17 protein-coding genes are annotated in these 24,873 nt (G+C 65.9%); 7 read left to right on the forward strand and 10 right to left on the reverse strand.

Annotation, left to right across the window (positions count from 1 at the left end; all coding sequences use genetic code 11):
* The gene (locus L6D75_RS25055) at positions 1-2,385 is read left to right on the forward strand and encodes a fimbria/pilus outer membrane usher protein (RefSeq protein WP_236193884.1); all 2,385 of its coding nucleotides are present in this window, start codon (positions 1-3) and stop codon (positions 2,383-2,385) included.
* Positions 2,382-3,353, forward strand: a complete 972-nt coding sequence (locus L6D75_RS25060) for a Csu type fimbrial protein (protein WP_176515637.1) — start codon at positions 2,382-2,384, stop codon at positions 3,351-3,353. Before L6D75_RS25055 ends, L6D75_RS25060 begins: the two co-directional genes overlap by 4 nt.
* A gap of 101 nt (positions 3,354-3,454) precedes the next feature.
* Here L6D75_RS25060 and L6D75_RS25065 read toward each other — a convergent pair whose 3' ends face one another.
* The 3 genes from L6D75_RS25065 to L6D75_RS25075 all read right to left on the reverse strand — a co-directional run bounded on the left by L6D75_RS25065 (position 3,455) and on the right by L6D75_RS25075 (position 6,041).
* The gene (locus L6D75_RS25065; protein ID WP_176515639.1) at positions 3,455-4,603 is read right to left on the reverse strand and encodes a M14 family metallopeptidase; all 1,149 of its coding nucleotides are present in this window, start codon (positions 4,601-4,603) and stop codon (positions 3,455-3,457) included.
* Positions 4,604-4,778: 175 nt separating this feature from the next.
* Positions 4,779-5,294, reverse strand: a complete 516-nt coding sequence (locus L6D75_RS25070) for a DUF4880 domain-containing protein (protein ID WP_176515641.1) — start codon at positions 5,292-5,294, stop codon at positions 4,779-4,781.
* Between the two features lie 435 nt (positions 5,295-5,729).
* Entirely contained in the window at positions 5,730-6,041 is a 312-nt protein-coding gene (locus tag L6D75_RS25075; RefSeq protein WP_176515643.1) for a DUF6124 family protein, read from the reverse strand.
* A gap of 88 nt (positions 6,042-6,129) precedes the next feature.
* Between L6D75_RS25075 and L6D75_RS25080 the strand changes: the two genes are divergently transcribed.
* Positions 6,130-6,837, forward strand: a complete 708-nt coding sequence (locus L6D75_RS25080) for a LexA family transcriptional regulator (RefSeq protein ID WP_176515645.1) — start codon at positions 6,130-6,132, stop codon at positions 6,835-6,837.
* 106 nt (positions 6,838-6,943) lie between these two features.
* Here L6D75_RS25080 and L6D75_RS25085 read toward each other — a convergent pair whose 3' ends face one another.
* From L6D75_RS25085 to L6D75_RS25100, 4 genes are read right to left on the reverse strand one after another with little or no spacing between them, the layout of a single operon-like run.
* Positions 6,944-8,896, reverse strand: coding sequence for an acetyl/propionyl/methylcrotonyl-CoA carboxylase subunit alpha (locus L6D75_RS25085; RefSeq protein WP_176515647.1), 1,953 nt, complete (start codon positions 8,894-8,896; stop codon positions 6,944-6,946).
* Positions 8,893-9,708 (reverse strand): gamma-carboxygeranoyl-CoA hydratase, encoded by an 816-nt coding sequence (locus L6D75_RS25090; protein ID WP_176515649.1) that lies wholly within the window; start codon positions 9,706-9,708, stop codon positions 8,893-8,895. The genes L6D75_RS25085 and L6D75_RS25090 overlap by 4 nt, the downstream gene beginning before the upstream one ends.
* 3 nt (positions 9,709-9,711) lie before the next feature.
* A complete protein-coding gene (locus tag L6D75_RS25095; protein ID WP_176515651.1) occupies positions 9,712-11,319 on the reverse strand; it encodes a carboxyl transferase domain-containing protein in 1,608 nt (535 codons plus the stop codon).
* 20 nt (positions 11,320-11,339) lie between these two features.
* The gene (locus L6D75_RS25100) at positions 11,340-12,503 is read right to left on the reverse strand and encodes an isovaleryl-CoA dehydrogenase (protein WP_176515653.1); all 1,164 of its coding nucleotides are present in this window, start codon (positions 12,501-12,503) and stop codon (positions 11,340-11,342) included.
* Between the two features lie 227 nt (positions 12,504-12,730).
* Here L6D75_RS25100 and L6D75_RS25105 point away from each other — a divergent pair, with 227 nt between their 5' ends.
* The gene (locus L6D75_RS25105) at positions 12,731-14,401 is read left to right on the forward strand and encodes an AMP-binding protein (RefSeq protein WP_176515655.1); all 1,671 of its coding nucleotides are present in this window, start codon (positions 12,731-12,733) and stop codon (positions 14,399-14,401) included.
* 116 nt (positions 14,402-14,517) lie between these two features.
* On the opposite strand, the gene L6D75_RS25110 is transcribed toward L6D75_RS25105, so the two are convergent.
* A complete protein-coding gene (locus tag L6D75_RS25110; RefSeq protein ID WP_008089933.1) occupies positions 14,518-14,679 on the reverse strand; it encodes a hypothetical protein in 162 nt (53 codons plus the stop codon).
* A 144-nt stretch (positions 14,680-14,823) separates the two neighbouring features.
* Between L6D75_RS25110 and L6D75_RS25115 the strand changes: the two genes are divergently transcribed.
* The 3 genes from L6D75_RS25115 (at position 14,824) to glgB (ending at position 22,539) form a co-directional block, all read left to right on the forward strand.
* Positions 14,824-16,842: an alpha-1,4-glucan--maltose-1-phosphate maltosyltransferase gene (locus L6D75_RS25115; RefSeq protein ID WP_176515657.1), complete on the forward strand. Its 2,019-nt coding sequence runs from the start codon at positions 14,824-14,826 to the stop codon at positions 16,840-16,842.
* Between the two features lie 168 nt (positions 16,843-17,010).
* A complete protein-coding gene (gene treS, locus L6D75_RS25120; protein ID WP_176517990.1) occupies positions 17,011-20,328 on the forward strand; it encodes a maltose alpha-D-glucosyltransferase in 3,318 nt (1,105 codons plus the stop codon).
* A complete protein-coding gene (gene glgB, locus L6D75_RS25125; RefSeq protein ID WP_176517989.1) occupies positions 20,329-22,539 on the forward strand; it encodes a 1,4-alpha-glucan branching protein GlgB in 2,211 nt (736 codons plus the stop codon). It abuts the gene before it with no gap.
* A 108-nt stretch (positions 22,540-22,647) separates the two neighbouring features.
* Here glgB and L6D75_RS25130 read toward each other — a convergent pair whose 3' ends face one another.
* Both L6D75_RS25130 and L6D75_RS25135 read right to left on the reverse strand, forming a co-directional pair.
* On the reverse strand, positions 22,648-23,727 hold the full coding sequence (locus L6D75_RS25130) for an autotransporter domain-containing protein (RefSeq protein ID WP_176517988.1): 1,080 nt from the start codon (positions 23,725-23,727) through the stop codon (positions 22,648-22,650).
* Between the two features lie 319 nt (positions 23,728-24,046).
* Positions 24,047-24,841 carry an endonuclease/exonuclease/phosphatase family protein gene (locus L6D75_RS25135; RefSeq protein ID WP_176517987.1) on the reverse strand — a complete coding sequence of 265 codons (795 nt, stop codon included), beginning with the start codon at positions 24,839-24,841 and terminating at the stop codon, positions 24,047-24,049.
* Positions 24,842-24,873: the final 32 nt, after the last annotated feature.

The following is a 24,873-nucleotide window of genomic DNA, read 5'->3' on the forward strand; positions in this document are numbered from 1 at the left end:
ATGAGGGCCCAGGGAGGACCCAGCAATGGTCGGAATCCGTGCGTGAAGTGGTGGTCACGGGCCACCCGGTGTTGCCTTGGCCTGGCCCTGTTCGGCCCGGGCCTGGCGCTGGCCGACGACCTGCCGCCGCCGCCCACCGAGGCCGCCGCGGTGGCCGACGCCACGCTGTACCTGGACCTGCTGGTGAACCAGATGCCCAAGGCTGAACTGGTGCCCGTGCAGCAACGGGCCGGGCGCCTGTACCTGGGCAGCGAGGTGCTGCGCGCCGCCGGGATCAAGCTGCCGGGCGCCCCCCAGGGCGAAGTCGCACTCGATAGCGTGGCGGGCCTGCACAGCGACTACGACAGCCCCAACCAGCGCCTGTTGCTGCAGGTGCCCCCGGCCTGGCTGCCGGACCAGCAGGTGGGCGATCGCAACCTGTACCCGCCCAGCGAGGCGCGCAGCAGCTTCGGGGCCTTGTTCAACTATGACCTGTACCTCAACGACACCGACGACGGCGGCACCTACCTGGCGGCCTGGAACGAGCTGCGGCTGTTCGACAGCTGGGGCACCTTCGCCAGCACCGGCCAGTGGCGCCAGTCGTTCAACGGCGCGCCGGGTGATGACAGCCGCCAGGGTTTCCTGCGTTACGACACCACCTGGCGCTTCACCGACGAACAGCGGCTGCTGACCTATGAAGCCGGCGACTTCGTCACCGGTGCCTTGCCCTGGACCAGTTCGGTGCGCGTCGGTGGCCTGCAGCTGTCGCGGGATTTTGCCGCGCGCCCGGACCTGGTCACCTACCCGCTGCCCGCGTTCGCCGGCGAAGCGGCGGTGCCGACCTCGCTGGACCTGTTCATCAACGGCTACAAGTCCAGCACCACCGAGCTGCAACCTGGGCCCTACACCCTGACCAACGTGCCGTTCATCAACGGCGCCGGCGAAGCGGTGGTGGTGACCACCGATGCCCTCGGCCGCCAGGTGTCCACCACCTTGCCGTTCTATGTCACCAGCAGCCTGCTGCAAAAGGGCCTGTCGGATTTCTCGGTGGCCGCCGGCAGCCTGCGCCGCGACTACGCGGTGGAGGATTTCAGCTATGGCCCCGGCGTCGCCTCGGCCAGCCTGCGCCATGGCATCAGCGATTTCTTCACCCTGGAAAGCCACCTCGAAAGCGCCGAATCGCTGTTGCTCGGCGGCCTGGGCGGCAACATGCGGCTGGGCAATTTCGGCGTGCTCAACGCGGCATTGGCGCAGAGCCAGTTCGACGGTGACAAGGGCCACCAGGTTGCCCTGGGCTACCAGTACAACAGCCAGCGCATCGGCTTCAGCTACCAGCGCCTGCAGCGCCATGGCGAGTATGCCGACCTCAGCCGCGTCGACACCCCCGAGATGCAGCTGAGCCAGCGCAGCGAGCAGGTCACCCTGAGCCTGAACCTCGACCAGTACGGCAGCCTCGGGGCCGGCTATTTCGACGTGCACGCCGGTGACGGCACGCGCACCCGGCTGGTCAACCTGAGCTGGAGCAAGCCGCTGTGGGGCAACAGCAGCGTCTACCTGTCGGCCAACCGCGAGGTCGGCGACAGCCAGTGGGCGGTGCAGGCGCAACTGGTGATCCCGTTCGACTTCAACGGCACCCTGGCAGTGGGGCTGGAGCGCAACAAGGACGGCGAAGACCTGCAGCGGGTCAACTACAGCCGCGCGGTGCCGGTGGGCACCGGCGTGGGCTACAACCTCGGCTACGCCACCGGCAGCCACCGCGCCGACTACCGCCAGGCCGACGTCACCTGGCGCCTGCAGTCGGTGCAGTTGCAGGCCGGGGTATACGGCAGCAGCGGCGAGATGACCCGCTGGGCCGATGCCAGCGGCTCGCTGGTGTGGATGGACGCCGGCGTGTTCGCCGCCAACCGCATCGACGATGCCTTCGTGGTAGTGAGTACCGACGGGTACGCCGATGTGCCGGTGCGTTACGAGAACCAGGAAATCGGCCGCACCGACAAGCGCGGGCATCTGCTGGTGCCCTACAGCAGCGGCTACTACCGCGGCAAGTACGAGATCGACCCGATGGACCTGCCGCCCGATGTGCTGGCCCCCGAGGTGGAGCAGCGCGTGGCCGTGCGCCGTGGCAGCGGTTACCTGCTGGAGTTCCCGCTCAAGCGCGTGCTGGCGGCCAGCATCGAACTGGTGGACGGCAGCCGCCAGCCGCTGAAGCTGGGCAGCAAGGTGACCCACCAGCAAAGCGGCAGCCAGGCCGTGGTGGGCTGGGATGGCCTGGTGTACCTGGAGAACCTGTCGGCGCATAACAACCTGCAGGTCGCGATCGAAGGGGGCGGGCAGTGCCAGGTCGAGTTTGATTTGCCGCCGGGGCAGGGCTCGATTCCCTTGATCGGCCCACTGGAGTGCCGATGAACAGGCTTGTGCGATCTGTGCTGGGCGGCCTTGTGCTGCTGTCGGCAGGTTCCGCCTGGGCGGCATGCTCGGTTGTGACGACCAGTCCGATCGCGTTAGGTACCGTCAACTCGACTGCCGTTCGCACCACCGTACAAAACGCTTCCACCACCAATGCGGGGTTGCAATGCACCGGCTCGCTGCTGAGCCTGCTCACTTCCTCCGACCATGTCTGGCTCACCATCAGCTCCAGCACGGGTGGCCTGGTGGGGCCGACGGGCGATGTCATCGGCTACACCCTGTACGCCGACAACAGCACCAACTACCCGATCGCCCGCAACGTGCAGTTCGACCTGGCGCGCAATGGCATCATCGACCTGCTCGGCCTGCTGGGCAGCTCCACGCCCAAGACCGTGCCGCTGTACTTGCGCACCCAGGTCGGCAGCAATGTGGCGGCGGGCGTGTACCGGGAAGCGCTGACTGTCGCCTGGAGCTGGAATTACTGTTCGGGGATTGGCATCGGCAACGTCTGCCTGGGGCGCGATATCGGCTCCGGCAACCAGACCCTCAACGTCAGCCTGACGGTGAGCAACGACTGCCAGATCACCACGCCCAACATCAGTTTCGGCAGCGCGCCGGTGGTGGCCGGGTTCGGTACCGTGAACCAGAGCGTGAGCCTGTCGTGCACCAAGGGCAGTGCCTACACGGTGGGGCTGGATGATGGGCAGAATGTGTCGGGCGGGCGCCGCAGGATGAAGTCCAGTGCCAGCAATTACCTGGCCTACGACATCTTCAAGAGCGCCGGCACCACGCGCTGGGGCTCGGTGAGCACGGCGCGGCGGGCCAGCAGCGATGCCGATGTGAACCCGGGGTTGGGCACCGGCACCGGCAGCCAGGTGTTCAACTACAACGCCAAGGTCTATACCGACCAGGGCACGCCGCCGGCGGCGAGCTATACCGACACGGTGGTGCTGGATGTGCAGTTCTGAGCCGATATCTCGCGCAGCCTTCATCGCCGGCAAGCCGGCTCCCACAGGTACATCGCAGGTCTTCAGTGGGAGCCGGCTTGCCGGCGATGGGGCCAGTAGCCTCAACGCAAATCGTCGACCATCTGCAAAAGGGTCTGCAGCACCGCCCCCGCCAACGCCTTCGACCGCTCCCCCGACCAGCCGGTAACCGGGTTGGGCGCATCGTCATGGTCCTTGAACGGCATCTCCAGGGTCAGCGACAGGCAGTCATGCGCCATGCCCACCGCGTTGCACGCCAGCGTCGTGTTGGCCTGCTCCGGCTCATCGCGGGTGTAGCCATGTTGGGTCTGGAAGTCCGCCGTAACGCTGCACAAGGTGCTGCGAAACTGCTCTTCCAGCTTGGCCAGGCGCGGCGTGTACCCCGGGTTGCCCTCGCAGGCGGCGGTGAACACATGGGGGATTTCCTCATCGCCATGCACATCGATGAACGCATCCACCCCGTACTGCTTCATCTGCGCCTGGGCGAAGAACACCTCCGGGGTCGCCTCGACACTGGCGTCCTGCCAGGCACGGTTGAGGTCCTTGCCCTTGAAGTTGGTGCGCAAGTGGCCGAGGAAGGCGCCATCGGGGTTCATGTTCGGGATCAGGTACAGGTCGGCTTTGGCCAGCAGCGCCTGCACCGTCGCATCATTGCTTTGAAGCCGATCGATCACCCCCTCCATGAACCATTCGGCCATGTGCTCGCCGGGGTGCTGCTGGGCAATCAGCCACAGCTTGCGCTTGCCTGCCGCGCCGTTGCCGGCGCGCAGCAGCGGGATATCGCGGCCCTGCACGCTGCGCCCGTGAGCCAGCAGCTCGACGCCCGGAATCTGCTGCGCCCGCTCGATCAGCTGGTTGTGGCGCGCGCGGGGGTAAGGTTCGAAGTAGGCGAACCAGGCCTGCTCGTGCTCAGCCTTGAGCTCGAACGACAAGGCCTTGCCATCGAACTGGCTGGGCACGCGGAACCAGGTGTGCTGGTCGTAGGAAGCCACGGCGTTGTAGCCGGCCCAGGCGTTCTTGTAAGAAGACTCGCTGGCGTTGCCCAGGCTGAAGCGGTGGGCCTGGCCGGGAGTCAGGCCGCTGACCTTGAAGTGGAACCACTGGAAGTGGCCGCTGTGGGTGTCCGGGCGAATGGCCAGGTGCACGTTGGACGGATTGCTGGCGTCCACGACCTGGATGTTGCCGGAGTCGAAGTCGCAGTCGATCTGCAGGGGGGACAGCGTCACGGTCATTGGCGGGCTCCTTGGGATTTGTTGTGGGGGTACTGTACACCGCTTGATCAGGTAGCTGGACGCTAAAAGACAGTTAGCGCATTCGATCAGTCAGCTACCGATCCCTCAACAAATCTGGACGCTCAAGATGACCGTCATCCCGCCCATTGTGCTTAGTGCCGAGATGGGCGCTGGGTCAGGCCCAGTAACCGAACAGCAACACCGCCGCTACGCCCAGGCCTACGGCCAGCGAGCAGCCACCCAACGATATCGCCGCGCGCCCTTGCCGGTACCAGCCGTCGTGCCCCAGCTCGCGCGCAGGGGCGAGCAGGCTGCGCCAGCGCAGTTCGGTGTCATGGAAGGCTTGCAGGTGCGCCGGCTCGGCATCGAGCCAGCGGCGAAAATCGATGCGTTCGCAGGAGGTCGCTTCAGGGCTTTGCAGGCGCACATACCATTGCGCAGCGGCGCTGGCCACCGCATCGCCGTGTGGGCGGGTGGTCTGCAAGGCCTGGTTCATGTGCCGCTCGATGCTCAGCAAGGGCAGGCCGAGGCGGGCGGCGATGCTGGCGAAGTCGAGGTTGTCGAGGCGGTTGAGCAGGAACACTTGCTGCACGCGCCGGGGCAAGCGCTTGAGGCCATGCAGCAGTGCATCGTCGGCAGCCTGCTCGGCCGCGGGCGTGGGGTGCTCAAGGGGCAGCAGCAGACGGCTCATGGACAGCTCCTTGCTCAAGAGGGTGGGGATGGGGGCATCATCCGTGACGCGCCACCAGAGTAGGCGAAACGAGATTGATTCTCAAGTGCTGATTCCGCAAAGTTTTGTAATGAGCGTTCACGCTCTGACACACTTTTGCTATCATGGCGGCCATCAACGATCTTCATTAGCCTGAAGAGCCAAAAAAAAAGACCCGGCAAAAAGCCGGGTCAAAAACCGTGATTAGCCTGATGAGGAGATAATCTGGAGCGACCTAAGCTCCGGGTTATCCAGCAGATCTCGCGATCAGCTGAGTGCAATAATAATCGTTATCATTTGCCAGTCAAATGAATTTTCATTTATTCGGTAAAAAACTTTTACCGATGCGCTTCCTCGTTGCGGTACCCGGCGCCCTTGCCGGTACCCAGCCTCACGTTTCTCCCTTCCGTTATGCCTCTACAACCCGCCGTTTACCGTGTGCTTGTGCTCGAGCAGCGCCCTGGCCATGTCCATCATGTGCATCAGCGTCAAGATCAGCTCGCGCGTGCTGCCTTCCTGATGAATGGCGGTTTCGTGGGCCGTGGCGGCGGCGCAGCGCAGCAGGGAAATGGCGTGTTCCTGTGCCTGTTCGTTGCCGACCCCTTCATGCAGGGTCCAGATCTTGTTGTGCTCGCTGGGGCGGGTGGGGTTGGGGTTGAGGTAATAGTCGAGAGCGCGGCGGGCGGCTTCGCTGTCGAGATCTGTTACGTCGTTTTTCGTGGGTTTCATCCTGATACCTGCGCATGCCAATAGGGAAAAGCTTCTGGTCGAGTCTAATACTTAAGGTATTTAAAGGCATTTCGATAAATAATACTGAATGTTTATTGAGCGCCAGAAGGCAGTCCGTATCGTGCCAGCGATGAATATGGATAAATGGATTGCCCTCGTCCGTGACCGGATGGAGGAACTCGATATCTCCCAGGAACAGCTCGCCGAACGTGTCGGGGTGTCCCAGGGCAGCGTGGGGCACTGGGTGAACAAGCGGCGCCAGCCCAAGGTCGATTCGATGAACCGGGTGTTCGTCGAGCTGGGCATGCCCCACTACCACGTCAGCCTGCAGCTGCGGGTACTTGGCCAGGTGGGCGAGGACAAGGGGCGCTATGTGGTCGATGAGGACGATGACGACATCGACCTGATGCAATACATCGTGTGCTTTCGCTACCCGCTGCGGAACTGGGATGCGCTGGCCGAAGCGGCGCCTGAAGAGGGTACGGTGTACGAGCAGACCGAGTACCTGGCCCAGGGCAAGGCATTCTGGCTGACCGTCGAGAATGACGCGATGAGTTCGGCCAGTGGCCGCAGCGTGCCCCAGGGCATGCGGATCCTGGTGGACCCTGGGCTTGAGGCCGGGCCTGGGCGCCTGGTGATTGCGCGCCAGCCTGGCAAGTCGGCGATCCTGCGCGAGTTGGCCGAAGAGGGTGGGCAGCGGTACCTGAAGGCGTTGAACAGCACCTATCCGGCGTTGGTATGTGAGCCGGGGTGCGAGTTTCTTGGGGTGGTCGTGCGGGTGCACGGGGTCTTTTAAAGCTTCGTTGCTTGTACTGGCCTCATCGCCGGCAAGCCGGCTCCCACAAGGCCAGCGCTGTGCCTGTGGGAGCCGGCTTGCCGGCGATGGGGCCGCAAGCGGCCCCTCACTCCACCAGTTCGACCAGCACCGTCCCTTCGCTGACCATATCCCCTTCCTGGCAGAACAGTGCCTTCACCGTCCCCGCCTGCGGCGCGCGGATGCTGTGCTCCATCTTCATCGCCTCCAGCACCACCAGCGCAGTCCCAGCCTCCACCGCCTGCCCAGGCTCCACCAGCACCCGCACGATGCTGCCGTTCATCGGCGCACCCAGCCCGCCTTGCTGGCTGTGGCTGGCTTCGGCTTCGGCAATCGGGTCGAAGGCCTCGATGGCATGCACCTCGCCATCCCAGCGCAAGTACAGCGTGCCGCCCCGGCGTACCGCCAGATGCCGGCGACGCACACCCCCCTGGTCCTGCCCAAGCTGCTCGCCCTCGAGCTGCCAGGCCGAGGCCGCGCTGCGTTCCAGCGCCACGGCCTGGCATTGGCCGCCGCTTTGCAGGTGCAGGCTGCTGCGCGCCGGCAAGCCCAGGCGCAGGCCACTGCGAGGTGCCCAGGGCGAGTGCCGGTCATCGGCACGCTCATGCGCCGCCTGGCCCTGCAGCCAGGCCTCGGCGGCGGCTTCCCAGAAGGTGGCGGGCAAGGCGTGCGGGGCTGGCAGCAGCACCTGCTGGTGACGCGGGATGAACCCGGTGTCCAGCTCGGCTGCGGCAAATGCCGGGTGCGCGAGGATGCGGCGCAGGAAGGCGATGTTGGTCTTCAGCCCGCCAATGGCGAACTCGTCGAGCATCGCCAGCAAGCGCAGGCGGGCCTGTTCGCGGTTCTCGCCCCAGGCGATCAGCTTGCCCAGCATCGGGTCGTAGAACGGCGACACCACATCCCCTTCGCTGACCCCACTGTCCACCCGGCGGCCTTCGCCCGGCGCCGACTCGCGGTACAGCGCCAGGGTGCCGGTGGCCGGCAGGAATTCGTTGGCCGGGTCTTCGGCATACAGGCGCACTTCGATGGCATGGCCAATCAGCGGCACCTGCGCCTGGGTGATCGGCAGCGCTTCGCCGCAGGCCACGCGGATCTGCCAGGCCACCAGGTCAAGGCCGGTGATGGCTTCGGTGACCGGGTGCTCCACTTGCAGGCGGGTGTTCATCTCCATGAAGAAGAATTCGCCACGGGCGTCGAGCAGAAATTCCACGGTGCCGGCGCCGACATAACCGATGGCCTGGGCGGCGCGTACCGCCGCCTCGCCCATGGCCTGGCGCAGCGCTGGGAAAAGGCCCGGGGCCGGGGCTTCCTCCACCACCTTCTGGTGGCGGCGCTGGATCGAGCAGTCGCGCTCGTTGAGGTACAGGCAGTTGCCGTGCTGGTCGGCGAACACCTGGATTTCCACGTGGCGCGGCTTGAGCACGTACTTTTCCACCAGCATGCGCGCGTCGCCGAACGAGGCCTGTGCCTCACGCTGGGCCGAGGCCAGGGCGTCGGCCAGCTGGCTTTCCTCCTCGACCACTTTCATGCCCTTGCCGCCACCACCGGCGCTGGCCTTGAGCAGCACCGGGTAGCCGATGCGCTCGGCGGCGGCGCGGAAGGTTTCCAGGTCCTGGGCTTCGCCGTGGTAACCCGGCACCAGCGGCACGCCGGCCGCTTCCATCAAGGCCTTGGCCGCCGACTTGCTGCCCATCGCATCGATGGCGCTGGCCGGTGGGCCGAGGAAGATCAGCCCTGCCTCTTCGATGGCGCGGGCGAACCCTGCGTTCTCGGACAAGAAGCCATAGCCCGGGTGGATCGCCTGGGCGCCGCTGGCCTTGGCCGCGGCCAGCAGTTTCTCCACCACCAGGTAACTTTCGGCGGCCTTGGTGCCGCCCAGGTCGACACGGATATCGGCCTCGCGGCTGTGCCGTGCGTCACGGTCGGTGGCGCTGTGCACGGCCACGGTGGTCAGGCCCATGGCCTTGGCGGTGCGCATGACCCGGCAGGCGATTTCGCCGCGGTTGGCGACCAGCAGGGTGGTCAGGGTGGGGCGGCTCATGGGCGCGGCTCCTTCTTGTGCTCGGTTTGCCAGGCGGGGCGGCGTTTTTCCAGGAAGGCGTTCAAGCCTTCCTGGCCTTCGGCGCTGACGCGGATGCGGGCGATGGTGTTTTCGCAGTAGCGGCGCAGGGCCGGGCTGAGTTCGCCGTCGTCCACTTCGCGCAGCAGGTCCTTGGTGGCGCGCAGGGCTTGCGGGCTGTTGAGCAGCAGGTTGTCGACCCAGGCCTCGACCTGCGCCTGCAGCTCGCCGGCCGGGTACACCTCGGCCAGCAGGCCCAGCTCGCGGGCACGCACCCCGCTGAAACGCTCGGCGGTCAGGGCGTAACGGCGCGCGGCGCGCTCGCCGATGGCCTTGACCACGAACGGGCTGATCACCGCCGGGGCCAGGCCGATGCGCACTTCCGACAGGCACAGCTGCGCATCGTCGGCGCCGATGGCCATGTCGCAGCAGCTGATCAGGCCCAGGGCGCCGCCAAAGGCCGCGCCTTGCACCACCGCCAGGGTCGGGGCCTTGAGGCGGTGCAGGGCGTACATCAGCTCGCCCAGCTCATGGGCGTCGTCCAGGTTGCGGTTGAAGTCCAGCTGCGCCGACTGCTGCATCCAGGCCAGGTCCGCGCCGGCGCTGAAGTGCCGGCCACGGCCGCGCAGCAGCAGGAAACGCAGCTCGGCGTCTTCGGCCAACTGATCCAGGGCCTGGATCAGCTCGCCGATCATCTGCGCGTTGAAGGCGTTGTTCTTGTCCTCGCGGCTCAGCCACAGGGTGGCGAAACCACGGGGGTCGCGAGTCACTTCGATGGTGCTGAAATCGCTCATGGGTCACATCCGGAAAATGCCGAAGCGGCTCTGTTCGATCGGCGCGTTCAGCGCGGCGGACAACGCCAGGCCAAGTACGTCACGGGTTTGCGCCGGGTCGATGACGCCGTCGTCCCACAGCCTTGCGCTGGAGTAGTAGGGGTGGCCCTGGTGCTCGTACTGGTCGAGGATCGGCTGCTTGAGTCTTGCCTCGTCCTCGGCGCTGAAGGCCTGGCCGCTGCGTTCGCTCTGCTCGCGCTTGACCTGGGCCAGCACCCCGGCCGCCTGCTCTGCGCCCATCACGCCGATGCGTGCATTGGGCCACATCCACAAAAAGCGCGGGTCGTAGGCTCGGCCGCACATGCCATAGTTGCCGGCGCCGAAACTGCCGCCGATGATCACCGTGAACTTCGGCACCTGGGCGCAGGCCACCGCGGTCACCAGCTTGGCGCCGTGCTTGGCGATGCCGCCTTCCTCGTACTTCTTGCCGACCATGAAGCCGGTGATGTTCTGCAGGAACAGCAGCGGGATGCCGCGCTGGCAGGCCAGCTCGATGAAGTGCGCGCCTTTTTGCGCAGCTTCGGCGAAGAGGATGCCGTTGTTGGCCAGGATCGCCACCGGGTAGCCGTGCAGGTGGGCGAAGCCGCACACCAGGGTGGTGCCGAACAGGGCCTTGAACTCATCGAACAGCGAGCCGTCGACCAGGCGCGCGATCACTTCGCGCACATCGAATGGCTGCTTGGCATCGGCCGGTACCACGCCATACAGCTCGTCGGCCGCATACAGCGGCGCCACCGGTGCCAGGCGCTGCAGCTTGCCGAGTTTGTGCCAGTTGAGGTTGGCGACGCTGCGCCGGGCAATGGCCAGGGCGTGCTCGTCGTTGTCGGCGTAATGGTCGGCCACGCCGCTGGTGCGGCAATGCACGTCGGCGCCGCCGAGGTCTTCGGCGCTCACCACCTCGCCTGTGGCGGCCTTCACCAGAGGCGGGCCGGCGAGGAAGATGGTCGCCTGCTGGCGCACCATGATCGCCTCGTCGGCCATGGCCGGCACGTAGGCGCCACCGGCGGTGCACGAGCCCATCACCACGGCGATCTGCGGGATGCCCAGGGCGCTCATGTTGGCCTGGTTGAAGAAGATCCGCCCGAAGTGCTCGCGGTCCGGAAACACTTCGTCCTGGCGTGGCAGGTTGGCGCCACCGGAGTCCACCAGGTAGATGCACGGCAGGCGGTTCTGCAGGGCGATGGTCTGCGCGCGCAGGTGCTTTTTCACCGTCAGCGGGTAGTAGGAGCCGCCTTTGACCGTGGCGTCGTTGGCCACGATCATGCATTCCACGCCTTCGACGCGGCCGATGCCGGCGATCACGCCCGCTGCCGGCACGTCTTCGCCGTACACCTCGTGGGCGGCCAGCTGGCCGATTTCGAGGAACGGCGAGCCGGCATCGAGCAGGCGGTCGATGCGTTCGCGCGGCAGCAGCTTGCCGCGCGAGGTGTGCCGCTCCTGGGCCTTGGCCCCGCCGCCCTGGGCCACCTGGGCGAGCAGCCCGCGCAGGGCCTGGACTTGTTCGAGCATGGCCGCGCTGTTGCCGGCGAACTCTGCCGAACGCGGGTTGATCTGGGTGTGCAAGGTAGCCATGTGCGCCCGTCCCCTTGTGCTCAGCGGGTTTCGTTGAACAGTTCGCGGCCGATCAGCATCCGGCGGATTTCGCTGGTGCCGGCGCCGATTTCGTACAGCTTGGCGTCGCGCAGCAGGCGGCCAGCCGGGAATTCGTTGATGTAGCCGTTGCCGCCGAGAATCTGGATCGCTTCCAGGGCCATCTGGGTGGCGCGTTCGGCGGTGTACAGGATCACCCCGGCGGCGTCCTTGCGGGTGGTCTCGCCACGGTCGCAGGCCTGGGCCACGGCGTACAGGTAGGCGCGGCTGGCGTTGAGCTGGGTGTACATGTCGGCGATCTTGCCCTGGATCAGCTGGAACTCGCCGATGCTCTGGCCGAACTGCTTGCGGTCGTGAATGTAAGGCACCACCAGGTCCATGCAGCTTTGCATGATGCCGGTCGGGCCGCCGGAGAGCACCACGCGCTCGTAGTCCAGGCCGCTCATCAGGACCCGCACGCCGCCGTTGAGCTGGCCGAGGATGTTTTGTTCAGGCACCTCGACGCCGTCGAAGAACAGCTCGCAGGTGTTGGAGCCGCGCATGCCCAGCTTGTCGAACTTGTTGCTGCGGCTAAAGCCTTTCCAGTCGCGCTCGACGATGAACGCGGTGATGCCGTGCGCGCCCTTGTCCAGGTCGGTCTTGGCGTAGATCACGTAGGTGTTGGCGTCGGGGCCGTTGGTGATCCAGGTCTTGCTGCCGTTGAGCACGTAGTGGTCGCCGCGCTTTTCGGCGCGCAGTTTCATCGACACCACGTCGGAGCCGGCGTTGGGCTCGCTCATGGCCAGGGCGCCGATGTGCTCGCCGCTGATCAGCTTGGGCAGGTATTTGAGTTTCTGCTCGTGGGTGCCGTTGCGGTTGATCTGGTTGACGCACAGGTTGGAGTGGGCGCCATAGGACAGGGCCACCGACGCCGAACCACGGCTGATTTCTTCCATCGTCACCACGTGGGCCAGGTAGCCCAGGCCGGCGCCGCCATATTCCTCGGAAACGGTGATGCCCAGCAGGCCCATGTCGCCGAACTTGCGCCACATGTCGGCGGGGAACAGGTTGTCGTGGTCGATCTGCGCGGCGCGCGGCGCCAGCTCGGCGGCGACGAAGCTGCGTACCTGGTCGCGGAGCATGTCGATGGTTTCGCCCAGGGCGAAGTTCAGGGAGGGGTAATGCATGTGGGCACCTTCTTGTTCTTGAAATTAGGAAACACCGTAGCTCATGGGCTTTGCACCGAGCGGTGCGGACCGGCAAGTGCGGATGTCGTTCATCACCTTTACGTTAACGTAAACCTGCCTTTGGTCAGTGTCAATCCGCTCATCACCTTTACGTAAACGTAAATCTGCGCCAGAGTAATTGGCGCTCGCTTCAGCCGTGCCCAGAACAACCACAAGAAGGGACACCCATGAGTCAACCCAGCTACACCCGCGGTCGTCAGGACCAACCCTTGCTGACCCTGACCATCGGTCAGGCCTTCGATGCCACCGTGGCCCGCCATGCCGAAGGCGAAGCGCTGGTGGTGCGCCACCAGGGCCTGCGCTACACCTGGCTGCAATTGGCCGAGCAGGTCGATATCCACGCCCGCGCGCTGATGGCCCTGGGGGTGGATACCGGCGATCGCGTCGGCATCTGGTCGCCCAACTGCGCCCAGTGGTGCATCCTGCAGCTGGCCAGCGCCAAGGTCGGCGCCATCCTGGTCAACATCAACCCGGCCTATCGCGTGGGCGAGCTGGAGTATGTGCTGCGCCAGTCCGGGTGCCGCTGGCTGGTGTGCGCCGACGCCTTCAAGACGTCCGATTACCATGCCATGGTCCAGCAGCTGGTGCCGGAGCTGGCCAGTGCCGGCGTCGGGGAACTGGCCAGCGAAGGGCTGCCGGAGCTGCGCGGTGTGGTCAGCCTGGCGGCCAACCCGCCGTCTGGGTTTGTGCCTTGGCAGGCGCTGGCCGAGCGGGCAGGGCAGACGCCTATGGAGGCCTATCAGGCGCGCCAGGCAACCCTGCAGTTCGACCAGCCGGTGAACATCCAGTACACCTCGGGCACGACCGGCGCGCCAAAGGGCGCCACGCTCAGCCACTACAACATCCTCAACAACGGCTTCATGGTCGGTGAAAGCCTGGGCCTGACCGCCGGCGACCGCATGGTTATCCCGGTGCCGCTGTACCACTGCTTCGGCATGGTCATGGCCAACCTCGGCTGCATCACCCACGGCAGCACCATGGTCTACCCCAACGATGCCTTCGATGCCGAGCTCACGCTCAAGGCCGTGGCCGAGGAGCGCGCCAGCATCCTCTATGGCGTGCCGACCATGTTCATCGCCATGCTCGACCACCCGTCACGCACGCAGCTCGACCTCTCGACCCTGCGCAGCGGCATCATGGCCGGCGCCACCTGCCCGATCGAGGTGATGCGCCGGGTGATCGACCAGATGCACATGGCCGAGGTGCAGATCGCCTATGGCATGACCGAAACCAGCCCGGTGTCGCTGCAGACCGGCCCCGACGACGAGCTGGAGCTGCGCGTGACCACGGTCGGGCGCACCCATCCGCAACTGGAAACCAAACTGGTGGACGCCGAAGGCTGCATCGTCGCCCGCGGCGAAATCGGCGAACTGTGCACCCGCGGCTACAGCGTGATGCTCGGCTACTGGAACAACCCCCAGGCCAGCAGCGACGCCATCGACCCGGCCGGCTGGATGCATTCGGGCGACCTGGCGGTGATGGACGAGCAGGGCTATGTGCGCATCGTCGGGCGCAACAAGGACATGATCATCCGCGGTGGCGAGAACATCTACCCGCGTGAGCTGGAGGAGTTCTTCTACACCCACCCGGCCGTGGCCGATGCCCAGGTTATCGGCATACCGTGCAGCAAGTACGGCGAGGAAGTGGTGGCGTGGATCAAGCTGCATCCGGGGCATGTGGCCAGCGCCGAAGAGCTGCAGGACTGGTGCAAGGCGCGCATCGCGCACTTCAAGGTGCCGCGGCATTACCGGTTCGTCGAGGAATTCCCGATGACGGTGACCGGCAAGGTGCAGAAGTTTCGCATGCGCGAGATCAGTGTGGAGGAGCTGACTGCGTAGTGACCTCAAGGCCCCATCGCCGGCAAGCCGGCTCCCACAGACTCAGTGCAATACCTGTGGGAGCCGGCTTGCCGGCGATAGGGCCAGTAAAACCTACGCAAAATCCTTGTCTACGCTTAGACCTTCACCGGTGGCTCATCACTCGGTGGGTCCCCCACCGTCGGCGGTACGGTCGGCTTGATCGGCAGCTCGTCCGGGTCTTCTTCCGGCACGGGCGGCGGCAGGCTGGGGTCGTCGATGTTGGGGTCTGGTGTTTCCGGTGGAATGGGAATGTTCATGGCCTGACCTCGCGTGGGGTGGATGTGAAGAGGTAGTGCAGGCTTCGACTGCGGGCTGCTGCCATTCGCTCAATCTTTTTGAACCCCCACGCCTGTGCCCGGCTCTGAACCCTTACCGCCACCAGCCTAAGGGAGCAAGGTCCGATGTCACGAAACGAGCCCTTCGAAAGCGTGCCCATGGCAAACGACCACCCGGACCAGGCCGTGAGCCTGTCCCAGGCGCTGCTCGCGCCGCGCATCGTGGTCGAGGACACCCAGCCGGTGCTCGATGGCGGCACCTTCGCCGCCAAGGCCATCAGCGGCCAGCCGGTGGCGGTCAGCAGCAAGGTCTACAGCGATGGCCACGACCGCCTGGCGGTGGTGCTCAACTGGCGCCAGGCCAACAGCCGGCGCTGGCACTGCGTGCCGATGCATTCGCCGGGCAATGACCTGTGGCTGGCCGAGTTCACCCCCCTCGAACTGGGCCCGCACCTGTTCAGCATCGAAGCCTGGATCGACCCCTTCGCCACCTACTGCTATGACCTTGAGAAGAAGTACCACGCCGGTGTCGAGGTCAAGCTCGAACTGGAGGAGGGCAGGCTGTTGCTGGGCCAGGGCGCGGCGCGCAGCGAAGGGATATTGCGCGAGGAGATCGAGGCCTTGCAGGCGCGCCTGCCGGGCTTGCCGGTGGACGAGCAGGTGGCGCTGCTGCTGGGCGGCGAGGCCACGCGCCTGATGGTCGAGGCCGAGCACCGCAGCTACCTGACCCGCAGCGTCGAGTTCCCGCTCGATGTCGACCGCCCGGCGGCGCAGTTCGCCAGCTGGTACGAGCTGTTCCCGCGCTCGATCACCGACAGCCCCGAGTGCCACGGTACCTTCAACGACGTGCACGAACGCCTGCCGATGATCCGCGACATGGGCTTCGACGTGCTGTACTTCCCGCCGATCCACCCGATCGGCACGCAGTTTCGCAAAGGCCGCAACAACGCCCTGCGCGCCGAGCCCGGCGACCCGGGCAGCCCCTATGCCATCGGTAGCGCCGAGGGTGGCCACGACGCCATCCACCCGCAGCTGGGCACCCGCGAAGATTTTCGCCGCCTGGTCGCCGCCGCGGCCGAGCATGGCCTGGAAATCGCCCTGGACTTCGCCATCCAGTGCTCCCAGGACCACCCCTGGCTCAAGGAGCACCCCGGCTGGTTCAGCTGGCGCCCCGACGGCACCATCCGCTACGCCGAGAACCCGCCGAAGAAGTACCAGGACATCGTCAACGTCGACTTCTACGCCGCCGAGGCCGTGCCCTCACTGTGGCTGGCGCTGCGCGATGTGGTGGTCGGCTGGGTCGAGGAGGGGGTCAAGACCTTCCGCGTCGACAACCCGCACACCAAGCCGCTGCCGTTCTGGCAATGGCTGATCGCCAATGTGCGCAGCCAGCACCCCGAGGTGATCTTCCTCGCCGAGGCCTTCACCAAGCCTGCGATGATGGCGCGCCTGGGCAAGGTCGGCTACGCCCAGAGCTACACCTACTTCACCTGGCGCAACACCAAGCAGGAGCTGCGCGAGTATTTCGAAGAACTCAACCAGCCGCCGTGGAGCCAATGCTACCGGCCGAACTTCTTCGTCAACACGCCCGACATCAACCCGTTCTTCCTGCACACCTCGGGCCGCGCCGGCTTTCTCATTCGCGCAGCCCTGGCGACCATGGGCTCGGGCCTGTGGGGTATGTACTCGGGCTTCGAGCTGTGCGAAGCCACGCCGCTGCCAGGCAAGGAGGAGTACATGGACTCGGAGAAGTACGAGATCCGCCCGCGCGATTTCACCCAGCCCGGCAACATCATCGCCGAGATCGCCCAGCTCAACCGCATCCGCCGGCAGAACCGCGCCCTGCAGACGCACCTGGGGGTGGCGTTCTTCAACTGCTGGAACGACAACATCCTGTACTTCGCCAAGCGTACCGCCGAGCGCGACAACTTCATCCTGGTGGCGATCAGCCTCGACCCGCACAACGCCCAGGAGGCGAGCTTCGAGTTGCCGCTGTGGGAGCTGGGGCTGGACGACAACGCCGATACTCTGGGCGAAGACCTGATGAACGGCCACCGCTGGACCTGGCACGGCAAGACCCAGTGGATGCGCATCGAGCCCTGGCACCAGCCGTTTGGCATCTGGCGCATAGAGAAAGCCCGCTAGAAACCACGCTGGCCTTGTAGGAGCGGCCTTGTGTCGCGAAAGGGGTGCGAAGCGCCCCCAGGTTCTCAGCGACGCTTACATTGCAGGGGGCTGCTCCGCACCCCTTTCGCGACACAAGGCCGCTCCTACAGGCAACTGCGTTGAACCAGAAACACCAAGGAGTCGCACATGGCCAAGCGTTCCCGCCCGGCAGCCTTCATCGACGACCCGCTGTGGTACAAGGACGCCGTGATCTACCAGTTGCACGTCAAGTCGTTCTTCGACGCCAACAACGACGGCATCGGCGATTTCGCCGGCCTGATCAGCAAGCTCGACTACATCGCCGAGCTGGGCGTCAACACCCTCTGGCTGCTGCCGTTCTACCCCTCGCCGCGGCGCGACGACGGCTACGACATCGCCGAGTACAAGGCCGTGCACCCCGACTACGGCAGCATGGCCGACGCCCGGCGCTTCATCGCCGAGGCGCACAAGCGCGGCCTGCGGGTGATCACCGAGCTTGTCATCAACCACACCTCCGACCAGCACCCCTGGTTCCAGCGCGCGCGCCACGCCAAGCGCGGCAGCAAGCTGCGCAACTTCTACGTGTGGTCGGACGATGAGCAGAAATACGACGGCACGCGGATCATCTTCCTCGACAGCGAAAAGTCCAACTGGACTTGGGACCCGGTGGCCGGCCAGTACTTCTGGCACCGCTTCTACTCGCACCAGCCCGACCTCAACTTCGACAACCCGCAGGTGCTCAAGGCCGTCATCGGCGTGATGCGCTTCTGGCTCGACCTGGGCGTCGACGGCCTGCGCCTGGACGCCATCCCCTACCTGATCGAGCGCGATGGCACCAACAACGAGAACCTTCCCGAAACTCACCAGGTGCTCAAGGCGATCCGCGCCGAAATCGACGCCAACTACCCCGACCGCATGCTGCTGGCCGAGGCCAACCAGTGGCCCGAGGACACCCGCCCGTATTTCGGCGAAGGCGATGGCGACGAATGCCACATGGCCTTTCATTTCCCGCTGATGCCGCGCATGTACATGGCGCTGGCCATGGAAGACCGCTTCCCGATCACCGACATCCTGCGCCAGACCCCGGAAATCCCGGCCAACTGCCAGTGGGCGATCTTCCTGCGCAACCACGATGAGCTGACCCTGGAGATGGTCACCGACCGCGAGCGCGATTACCTCTGGAACTACTACGCCGAAGACCGCCGCGCGCGCATCAACCTGGGCATCCGCCGCCGCCTGGCGCCCTTGCTGCAACGCGACCGCCGGCGCATCGAGCTGCTCACCAGCCTGCTGCTGTCGATGCCCGGCACGCCGACGTTGTATTACGGCGACGAGCTGGGCATGGGCGACAACATCTACCTGGGCGACCGCGACGGCGTGCGCACCCCCATGCAGTGGTCGCCGGACCGCAACGGCGGGTTCTCCAGAGCCGACCCGCAGCGCCTGGTGCTGCCGCCGATCATGGACCCGCTGTACGGCTTTCAGACCGTCAACGTCGAGGCCCAGTCCCACGACCCGCATTCGCTGCTGAACTGGAACCGCCGCCTGCTGGCGGTGCGCAACCAGCAGAAGGCCTTCGGCCGCGGCAGCCTGCGCACGCTCACCCCGAGCAACCGGCGCATCCTGGCTTACCTTCGCGAATACACCGACGCCCAGGGCAACAGCGAAACCCTGCTGTGCGTCGCCAACGTCTCGCGCGCGGCGCAGGCGGCGGAGCTGGAATTGTCACAGTACGCCGGCAAGGTGCCGGTGGAGATGCTCGGCGGCAGCGCCTTCCCGCCGATCGGCCAGCTGCCGTTCCTGCTCACCTTGCCGCCCTATGCCTTCTACTGGTTCCTGCTGGCCGAGCACGACCGCATGCCCAGCTGGCACGTCCAAGCCACCGAGGGGTTACCGGAATTGACCACATTGGTACTGCGCAAACGCATGGAAGAACTGCTCGAAGCGCCGTCGCGCGACACCCTCGAAGGCTCGGTACTGGCGCAATACCTGCCCAAGCGGCGCTGGTTCGCCGGCAAGGAAGGCCCGATCGACCAGGTGCGCCTGCGTTACGGCGTGCGCTTTGGCACCGCCAGCACGCCGGTGCTGCTCAGCGAGATCGAGGTGCTCGGCGATGGCGTGGCCAACCAGTACCAGTTGCCGTTCGGCTTCCTGCCCGAAGAGCAGATCAACACCGCGCTGCCACAACAGCTGGCATTGTCGCGGGTACGCCGCGGCCGCCAGGTCGGCCTGATCACCGATGCCTTCGTCCTCGAGCCGTTCATCCGCGCCGTGCTGCGCGCCTGTCAGGATGGCCTGCGCCTGCCATGCGGCAACGGCCAGGGCGAGCTGCGCTTTGCCTGCACCGAGCAACTGGCCCGGCTGGCGCTCGATGAGCAAAGCCCGGTGCGCTACCTGAGCGCCGAGCAGTCCAACAGCTCGGTGGTGGTGGCCGATCGCCTGGTGCTCAAGCTGATCCGCCGGGTCAATGCCGGCATCCACCCGGAGCTGGAGATGAGCGCCTACCTCACCGCCGCCGGCTTTGCCAACATCTCGCCGCTGCTGGCCTGGGTCAGCCGCGTGGACGAAAGCGAGGCGCCGCACCTGTTGATGATTGCCCAGGGTTACCTGAGCAACCAGGGCGATGCCTGGGCCTGGACCCAGAACACCCTGGAGCGGGCGATCCGCGACGAGATGGAGCCGCCCAGCAGCGACCCCGACGCGCACACCGACGCCCTGGCCGAGCTCGGCGCCTTCGCCGGCTTGCTCGGCCAGCGCCTGGGCGAGATGCACCTGCTGCTGGCCGCGCCCAGCACGGACCCAGCCTTCGCGCCGCGCGCCAGCGATGCCCAGGACAGCGCCCGCTGGAGCACGCAGATCAACACCGAACTGGCCCACGCGCTGGACCTGCTGGCCCAGCACCGCGAGCACCTCGACAGCGACAGCCAGGCCCTGGTCGACGACCTGCAGCAACAGCGCGAAGGCCTCGCCCAGCACATCGACGAGCTGGCCCATCAAGCCCAGGGCGGCCTGCTGATGCGGGTGCACGGCGACCTGCACCTGGGCCAGGTGCTGGTGGTGCAGGGCGATGCCTACCTGATCGACTTCGAGGGTGAGCCGTCGCGCCCGTTGCAGGAGCGCCGGGCCAAGCACAGCCCTTACAAGGATGTCAGCGGCGTGCTGCGATCCTTCGACTATGCTGCTGCGATGATCCTGCGCAGCGCCTCGGCGGTAGACCTCTCCGAGGCCGCGCGGCAGGCTCGTCAGCGGGTCGCCCGGCAGTACCTGCACCAGTCGCGCCACGCCTTCGTCGAAGCCTACGGCCTGGCCACCGCGGCCATGCCCCATGCCTGGCAACAGGCCGAGGGCGAGCGCGCCGCGCTGGAGTTGTTCTGCCTGGAAAAGGCCGCCTACGAGATTACCTATGAAGCCGAGAACCGGCCTAGTTGGCTGGCCGTGCCTTTGCATGGCCTGCATGGATTGATCAGTACCTGGGGAGAGTCATAGATGAATGCAAGCACGCGTGACAACGGTGGCCTTCGGCAGCGGGAGCTCGATGCCCTTGCCCGCGCCGAGCACGCCGATCCGTTCGCAGTACTGGGCCCCCATGGCGATGGCGCCGGCGGCAGTTGGGTACGGGCGTTCCTGCCGGGTGCCCTGAGCGCGCAGGTGCTCGCCCGGGATGACGGACGGGTGCTGGCCGAAATGGTGCAGGGCAGCCTGCCCGGGCTGTTCACCGCGCACCTGGACCAGGCGCAGGCCTATCGGCTGCAGATCGTCTGGGCCGGCGGCGAGCAGGTCACCGAAGACCCTTACAGCTTCGGCCCGCAATTGGGCGACATGGACCTCTACCTGTTCGCCGAAGGCAACCACCGCGACCTGTCCGGGCGCTTTGGTGCGCAGCCGACCCAGGTCGATGGCGTCGATGGCGTGTGCTTCTCGGTGTGGGCGCCGAATGCGCGGCGGGTGTCGGTGGTGGGCGATTTCAACAATTGGGACGGGCGCCGCCACCCCATGCGCCTGCGCCACAGCGCCGGGGTCTGGGAGCTGTTCATTCCGCGCCTGGGCGTGGGTGAAACCTACAAGTACGAAGTGCTGGGCAAGGACGGCATCCTGCCGCTCAAGGCCGACCCGCTGGCCCGCGCCACCGAGTTGCCGCCCAGCACGGCGTCGAAGGTGGCAGGCACCTTGAGCCACCAATGGCACGACCACGACTGGATGGAGCACCGCGCCCAGCGCCATGCCTACAGTGCGCCGCTGTCGATCTACGAGCTGCATCCCGGCTCCTGGCAGTGCGAGCTGGACGATGTGGGCGAAGTGTCGCGCTTCTACAACTGGCGTGAGCTGGCCGAGCGCCTGGTGCCCTACGTGCAGCAGCTCAACTTCACCCACATCGAGCTGCTGCCGATCATGGAGCACCCGTTCGGCGGCTCCTGGGGCTACCAGCCGCTGTCGATGTTCGCGCCGACCTCGCGCTATGGCAGCCCGGAAGATTTCGCGGCGTTCATCGACGCCTGCCACCAGGGCGGCATCGGCGTGATCCTGGACTGGGTGCCGGCGCATTTCCCCACCGACGAACACGGCCTGGCGCGCTTCGATGGCACCGCGCTGTACGAGTACGACAACCCGCTCGAGGGCTTCCACCAGGACTGGAACACGCTGATCTACAACCTGGGCCGCAACGAGGTGCGCGGCTTCATGCTGGCCTCGGCGCTGCACTGGCTCAAGCACTTCCACATCGACGGCCTGCGGGTCGATGCGGTGGCCTCGATGCTGTACCGCGACTATTCGCGCAAGGCCGGGGAGTGGGTGCCCAACCGCCATGGCGGGCGCGAGAACCTCGAAGCCATCGACTTCATCCGCCACCTCAATGGCGTGGCGGCCGTCGAGGCCCCGGGTGCGTTGATCATCGCCGAGGAATCCACGGCCTGGCCGGGCGTCAGCCAGCCGACCCAGCAGGGCGGCCTGGGCTTTGCCTACAAATGGAACATGGGCTGGATGCACGACACCCTGCACTACATCCAGAACGACCCGGTGCACCGCGCCCACCACCACAACGAAATGAGCTTCGGCCTGATCTACGCCTACTCCGAGCATTTCATCCTGCCGATCTCCCACGACGAGGTGGTGCACGGCAAGCACTCGCTGATCGACAAGATGCCCGGCGACCGCTGGCAGAAGTTCGCCAACCTGCGGGCCTACCTGACCTTCATGTGGACGCACCCTGGCAAGAAGCTGCTGTTCATGGGCTGCGAGTTCGGCCAGTGGCGCGAGTGGAACCACGACCACCAGCTGGACTGGTACTTGCTGCAATACCCCGAGCACCAGGGCGTGCAGCGCCTGGTCGGTGACCTCAACCGGCTGTACCGGGACCTGCCGGCGTTGCACGAGCAGGACTGCCAGCCCCAGGGCTTCCAGTGGCTGATCGGCGATGATGCGCACAACAGCGTGTTTGCCTGGCTGCGCTGGAGCAGCCAGGGCGAGCCGTTGCTGGTGGTGGCCAACTTCACCCCGGTGCCGCGCGAGGGGTATCGGATTGGCGTGCCGTTCGGCGAGCGCTGGCAGGAGCTGCTCAACAGCGATGCCGAGCTGTATGCGGGGTCGAATGTGGGGAACCTCGGGGCGGTGGAGAGTGACGAGGTCGCCAGCCATGGGCAGCCGCTGTCGCTGGCCTTGAACCTGCCGCCGCTGGGGGTACTGGTGATGAAGCCGGCTTGATTGGCTGCCTGTGCTGGCCCTATCGCCGGCAAGCCGGCTCCCACAGATATCCCAGGGCTGCTGGGGACCCTGTGGGAGCCGGCTTGCCGGCGATAGGGCCGCAACGGTCTACCAGCGCATCCGCACCCCGAGGCTGCCAATCAACCCGTTCAGGTCGTTGTCATCCACATCGCTGCTGTAGTCGGCACTGACGAACAGCGCCACTGAAGGCGTCACCCGCGCCACCAGCCCCAAGCCCAGTTCCACCGTGGTCGAGTACCGCGAGCTGGAGATCTTGTCCACCTGGTCCAGCTTGACCTCGTCGGCATTGCTGAAGTCGTACCACACGTTGGTTCGCACATAGGGCTCGATCGGCATGCCCTTGACCTCGTAGCGCCCGGACAACTTGGCGCCGACCCGGCCGCTCCAGGTCGGTTGGCTGTCGAAGGCCTGCAAGGTCTGCGCCTGCACCTGGTTGCCCGGGAAGAACTGCTGGTTGATCAACTGCGCCTGCGGCTCGACCACCCAGCCGCCGCCCAGGCTGATGGGGAACCCACCCTCCACGGAAAAGGTCATGGCATGGCCGCTGTCATCCAGGCGCTGGCCGTTGTCGCCGCGGCCCTGCACATCGATGCGCGAGCCCATGGCCACGGCATCCAGGTGCCAGCCCTGGGCGTGGGTCATGCTCCAGTACATGCCCAGGCTCTCGCCGCTGAGGTTGACCGCATTGCGCTGCTTGTCGCCAAGCAGTGGCCGGGCGCCGCTCAGGCTGCTTTGCAGGTTGTTGTGGCCAACGAAGATCCCCGCCCGGTGCACGTTGCCATCGGCGGTTTCACGCACGAACAGATCCGGGCCAATCATCAGCTGCTGGCTGGGCGCTTCGAGCTGCTCTGGCGGCTGCGCGCCGGGCCGCGAGGTGGTGGGGAAGAACTGGCTCCAGGGGCTGGCCATCAGCATGGGAGCCACCAGGGCATGGCGCTCGCTCATCTGCTCGCCGAAGGCAGCCAGCGTGCCCAGGCTCAGGCCGCTGGCGCTGACCGGGTCGAGCGACAGTTGCTGGGGCTGCGCCGGCTGCTGCAGGAAGCCCGGGGACATGGGGTCGTCCTGCAGGTCGAAGGCGAAGGTTTCCACCGGGGTTGCCAGAAGCATCGACGTGGAAACCGCGTAGAAAATACGATCGAAGCGCAACGAGTTCGAGGTTCTTTTCATGGCGGATATCCTCTGGTTTCTTGTTGTACAGCCCAAGCACCTGGCCGGTTGTCACGAGCTGTACGGCAAGAACAGTGGACGAACCAAACCCTCGCGCCCGCTTTCGCGAGCGCGCAGGAAGGCGCGAGCTAGAGGCCCGGCGCACGTTTTCAACGACTAGGTAATAGTTCAGCTAAGGTGAGGCGGGGGGCTGCGTCAAGAATGTGTTAAGCCATTGTCGAGGTTCTGTGAAAGGCATCAACGCATTGATTTTCGGGGTAAATGAGAGGGGGATAGTGGGGTTCGTTATTTGCCGCTGCGTGGCTATGCCGAATGATTGCTACAACCTGACTTCCACGGCAAGTGGCAGGTGATCGGAAAGGTGCGTCCAAGGCTTGTGGCTGAGGATTTTCGGTGCGTGGCTTTCGGCATTGCGCAGGTAGATGCGGTCCAGGGCCAGTAAAGGCAGGCGCGCCGGATATGTGCGTGCAAGCATGCCATGGTGGCGTTCGAACGCTTCGTGCAGGTCGCGCTGCAGGCGCAGGGTGCGGTTGCCGCGCAGTTTCCAGTCGTTGAAATCGCCGGCGATGATCACCGGGGCGCCTTCGGGCAGGCCGTCGAGCAGTTTGCGCAGCAGCTGCAATTGCTGCTGGCGGTGGCTCTCCAGCAACGACAGGTGCACGCAGATGGCGTGCACCTGGTGCTGGCCGGGTACGTCGAGGATGCAGTGCAACAGGCCGCGGCGCTCGGGGCCGGTGATCGACACGTCGAGGTTGCGGTGCTCGATGATCGGGTATTTGGACAACAGCGCGTTGCCGTGGTGGCCATCGGGGTACACGGCGTTGCGCCCATAGGCGAAGTCGCTCCACATGCTGTCGGCAAGAAACTCGTACTGCGAGGTCTGCGGCCAGCCTGGGTAGCGCGCGGCATGGCGGTCGTGGCTGCCGAGCACTTCCTGGAGAAACACCAGGTCGGCCTGGGTGCTGCGCACCGCCTCGCGCAGTTCAGGCAGGATGAAGCGCCGGTTGAAGGCCGTGAACCCCTTGTGCGTATTCACCGTCAGCACCCGCAGCCGCTGCACGGCTGGGGCCTGGTCGACGCTGGCGAAACCTGGACGACCGGTTTCGGGGTTCACGGTGCCTCCTTGATGGCAGCCTATGGATAGTC

The sequence above is a fragment of the Pseudomonas faucium genome (assembly GCF_021602585.1).
Taxonomy (GTDB): domain Bacteria; phylum Pseudomonadota; class Gammaproteobacteria; order Pseudomonadales; family Pseudomonadaceae; genus Aquipseudomonas; species Aquipseudomonas faucium.

Excerpts from the sequence above, each read along its gene's own strand:
- L6D75_RS25055 (WP_236193884.1), top strand. The coding sequence starts at position 1 with ATGAGGGCCCAGGGAGGACCCAGCAATGGTCGGAATCCGTGCGTGAAG.
- L6D75_RS25060 (WP_176515637.1), top strand. The coding sequence starts at position 2,382 with ATGAACAGGCTTGTGCGATCTGTGCTGGGCGGCCTTGTGCTGCTGTCG.
- L6D75_RS25065 (WP_176515639.1), bottom strand. The coding sequence starts at position 4,603 with ATGACCGTGACGCTGTCCCCCCTGCAGATCGACTGCGACTTCGACTCC.
- L6D75_RS25070 (WP_176515641.1), bottom strand. The coding sequence starts at position 5,294 with ATGAGCCGTCTGCTGCTGCCCCTTGAGCACCCCACGCCCGCGGCCGAG.
- L6D75_RS25075 (WP_176515643.1), bottom strand. The coding sequence starts at position 6,041 with ATGAAACCCACGAAAAACGACGTAACAGATCTCGACAGCGAAGCCGCC.
- L6D75_RS25080 (WP_176515645.1), top strand. The coding sequence starts at position 6,130 with ATGTTTATTGAGCGCCAGAAGGCAGTCCGTATCGTGCCAGCGATGAAT.
- L6D75_RS25085 (WP_176515647.1), bottom strand. The coding sequence starts at position 8,896 with ATGAGCCGCCCCACCCTGACCACCCTGCTGGTCGCCAACCGCGGCGAA.
- L6D75_RS25090 (WP_176515649.1), bottom strand. The coding sequence starts at position 9,708 with ATGAGCGATTTCAGCACCATCGAAGTGACTCGCGACCCCCGTGGTTTC.
- L6D75_RS25095 (WP_176515651.1), bottom strand. The coding sequence starts at position 11,319 with ATGGCTACCTTGCACACCCAGATCAACCCGCGTTCGGCAGAGTTCGCC.
- L6D75_RS25100 (WP_176515653.1), bottom strand. The coding sequence starts at position 12,503 with ATGCATTACCCCTCCCTGAACTTCGCCCTGGGCGAAACCATCGACATG.
- L6D75_RS25105 (WP_176515655.1), top strand. The coding sequence starts at position 12,731 with ATGAGTCAACCCAGCTACACCCGCGGTCGTCAGGACCAACCCTTGCTG.
- L6D75_RS25110 (WP_008089933.1), bottom strand. The coding sequence starts at position 14,679 with ATGAACATTCCCATTCCACCGGAAACACCAGACCCCAACATCGACGAC.
- L6D75_RS25115 (WP_176515657.1), top strand. The coding sequence starts at position 14,824 with ATGTCACGAAACGAGCCCTTCGAAAGCGTGCCCATGGCAAACGACCAC.
- treS (WP_176517990.1), top strand. The coding sequence starts at position 17,011 with ATGGCCAAGCGTTCCCGCCCGGCAGCCTTCATCGACGACCCGCTGTGG.
- glgB (WP_176517989.1), top strand. The coding sequence starts at position 20,329 with ATGAATGCAAGCACGCGTGACAACGGTGGCCTTCGGCAGCGGGAGCTC.
- L6D75_RS25130 (WP_176517988.1), bottom strand. The coding sequence starts at position 23,727 with ATGAAAAGAACCTCGAACTCGTTGCGCTTCGATCGTATTTTCTACGCG.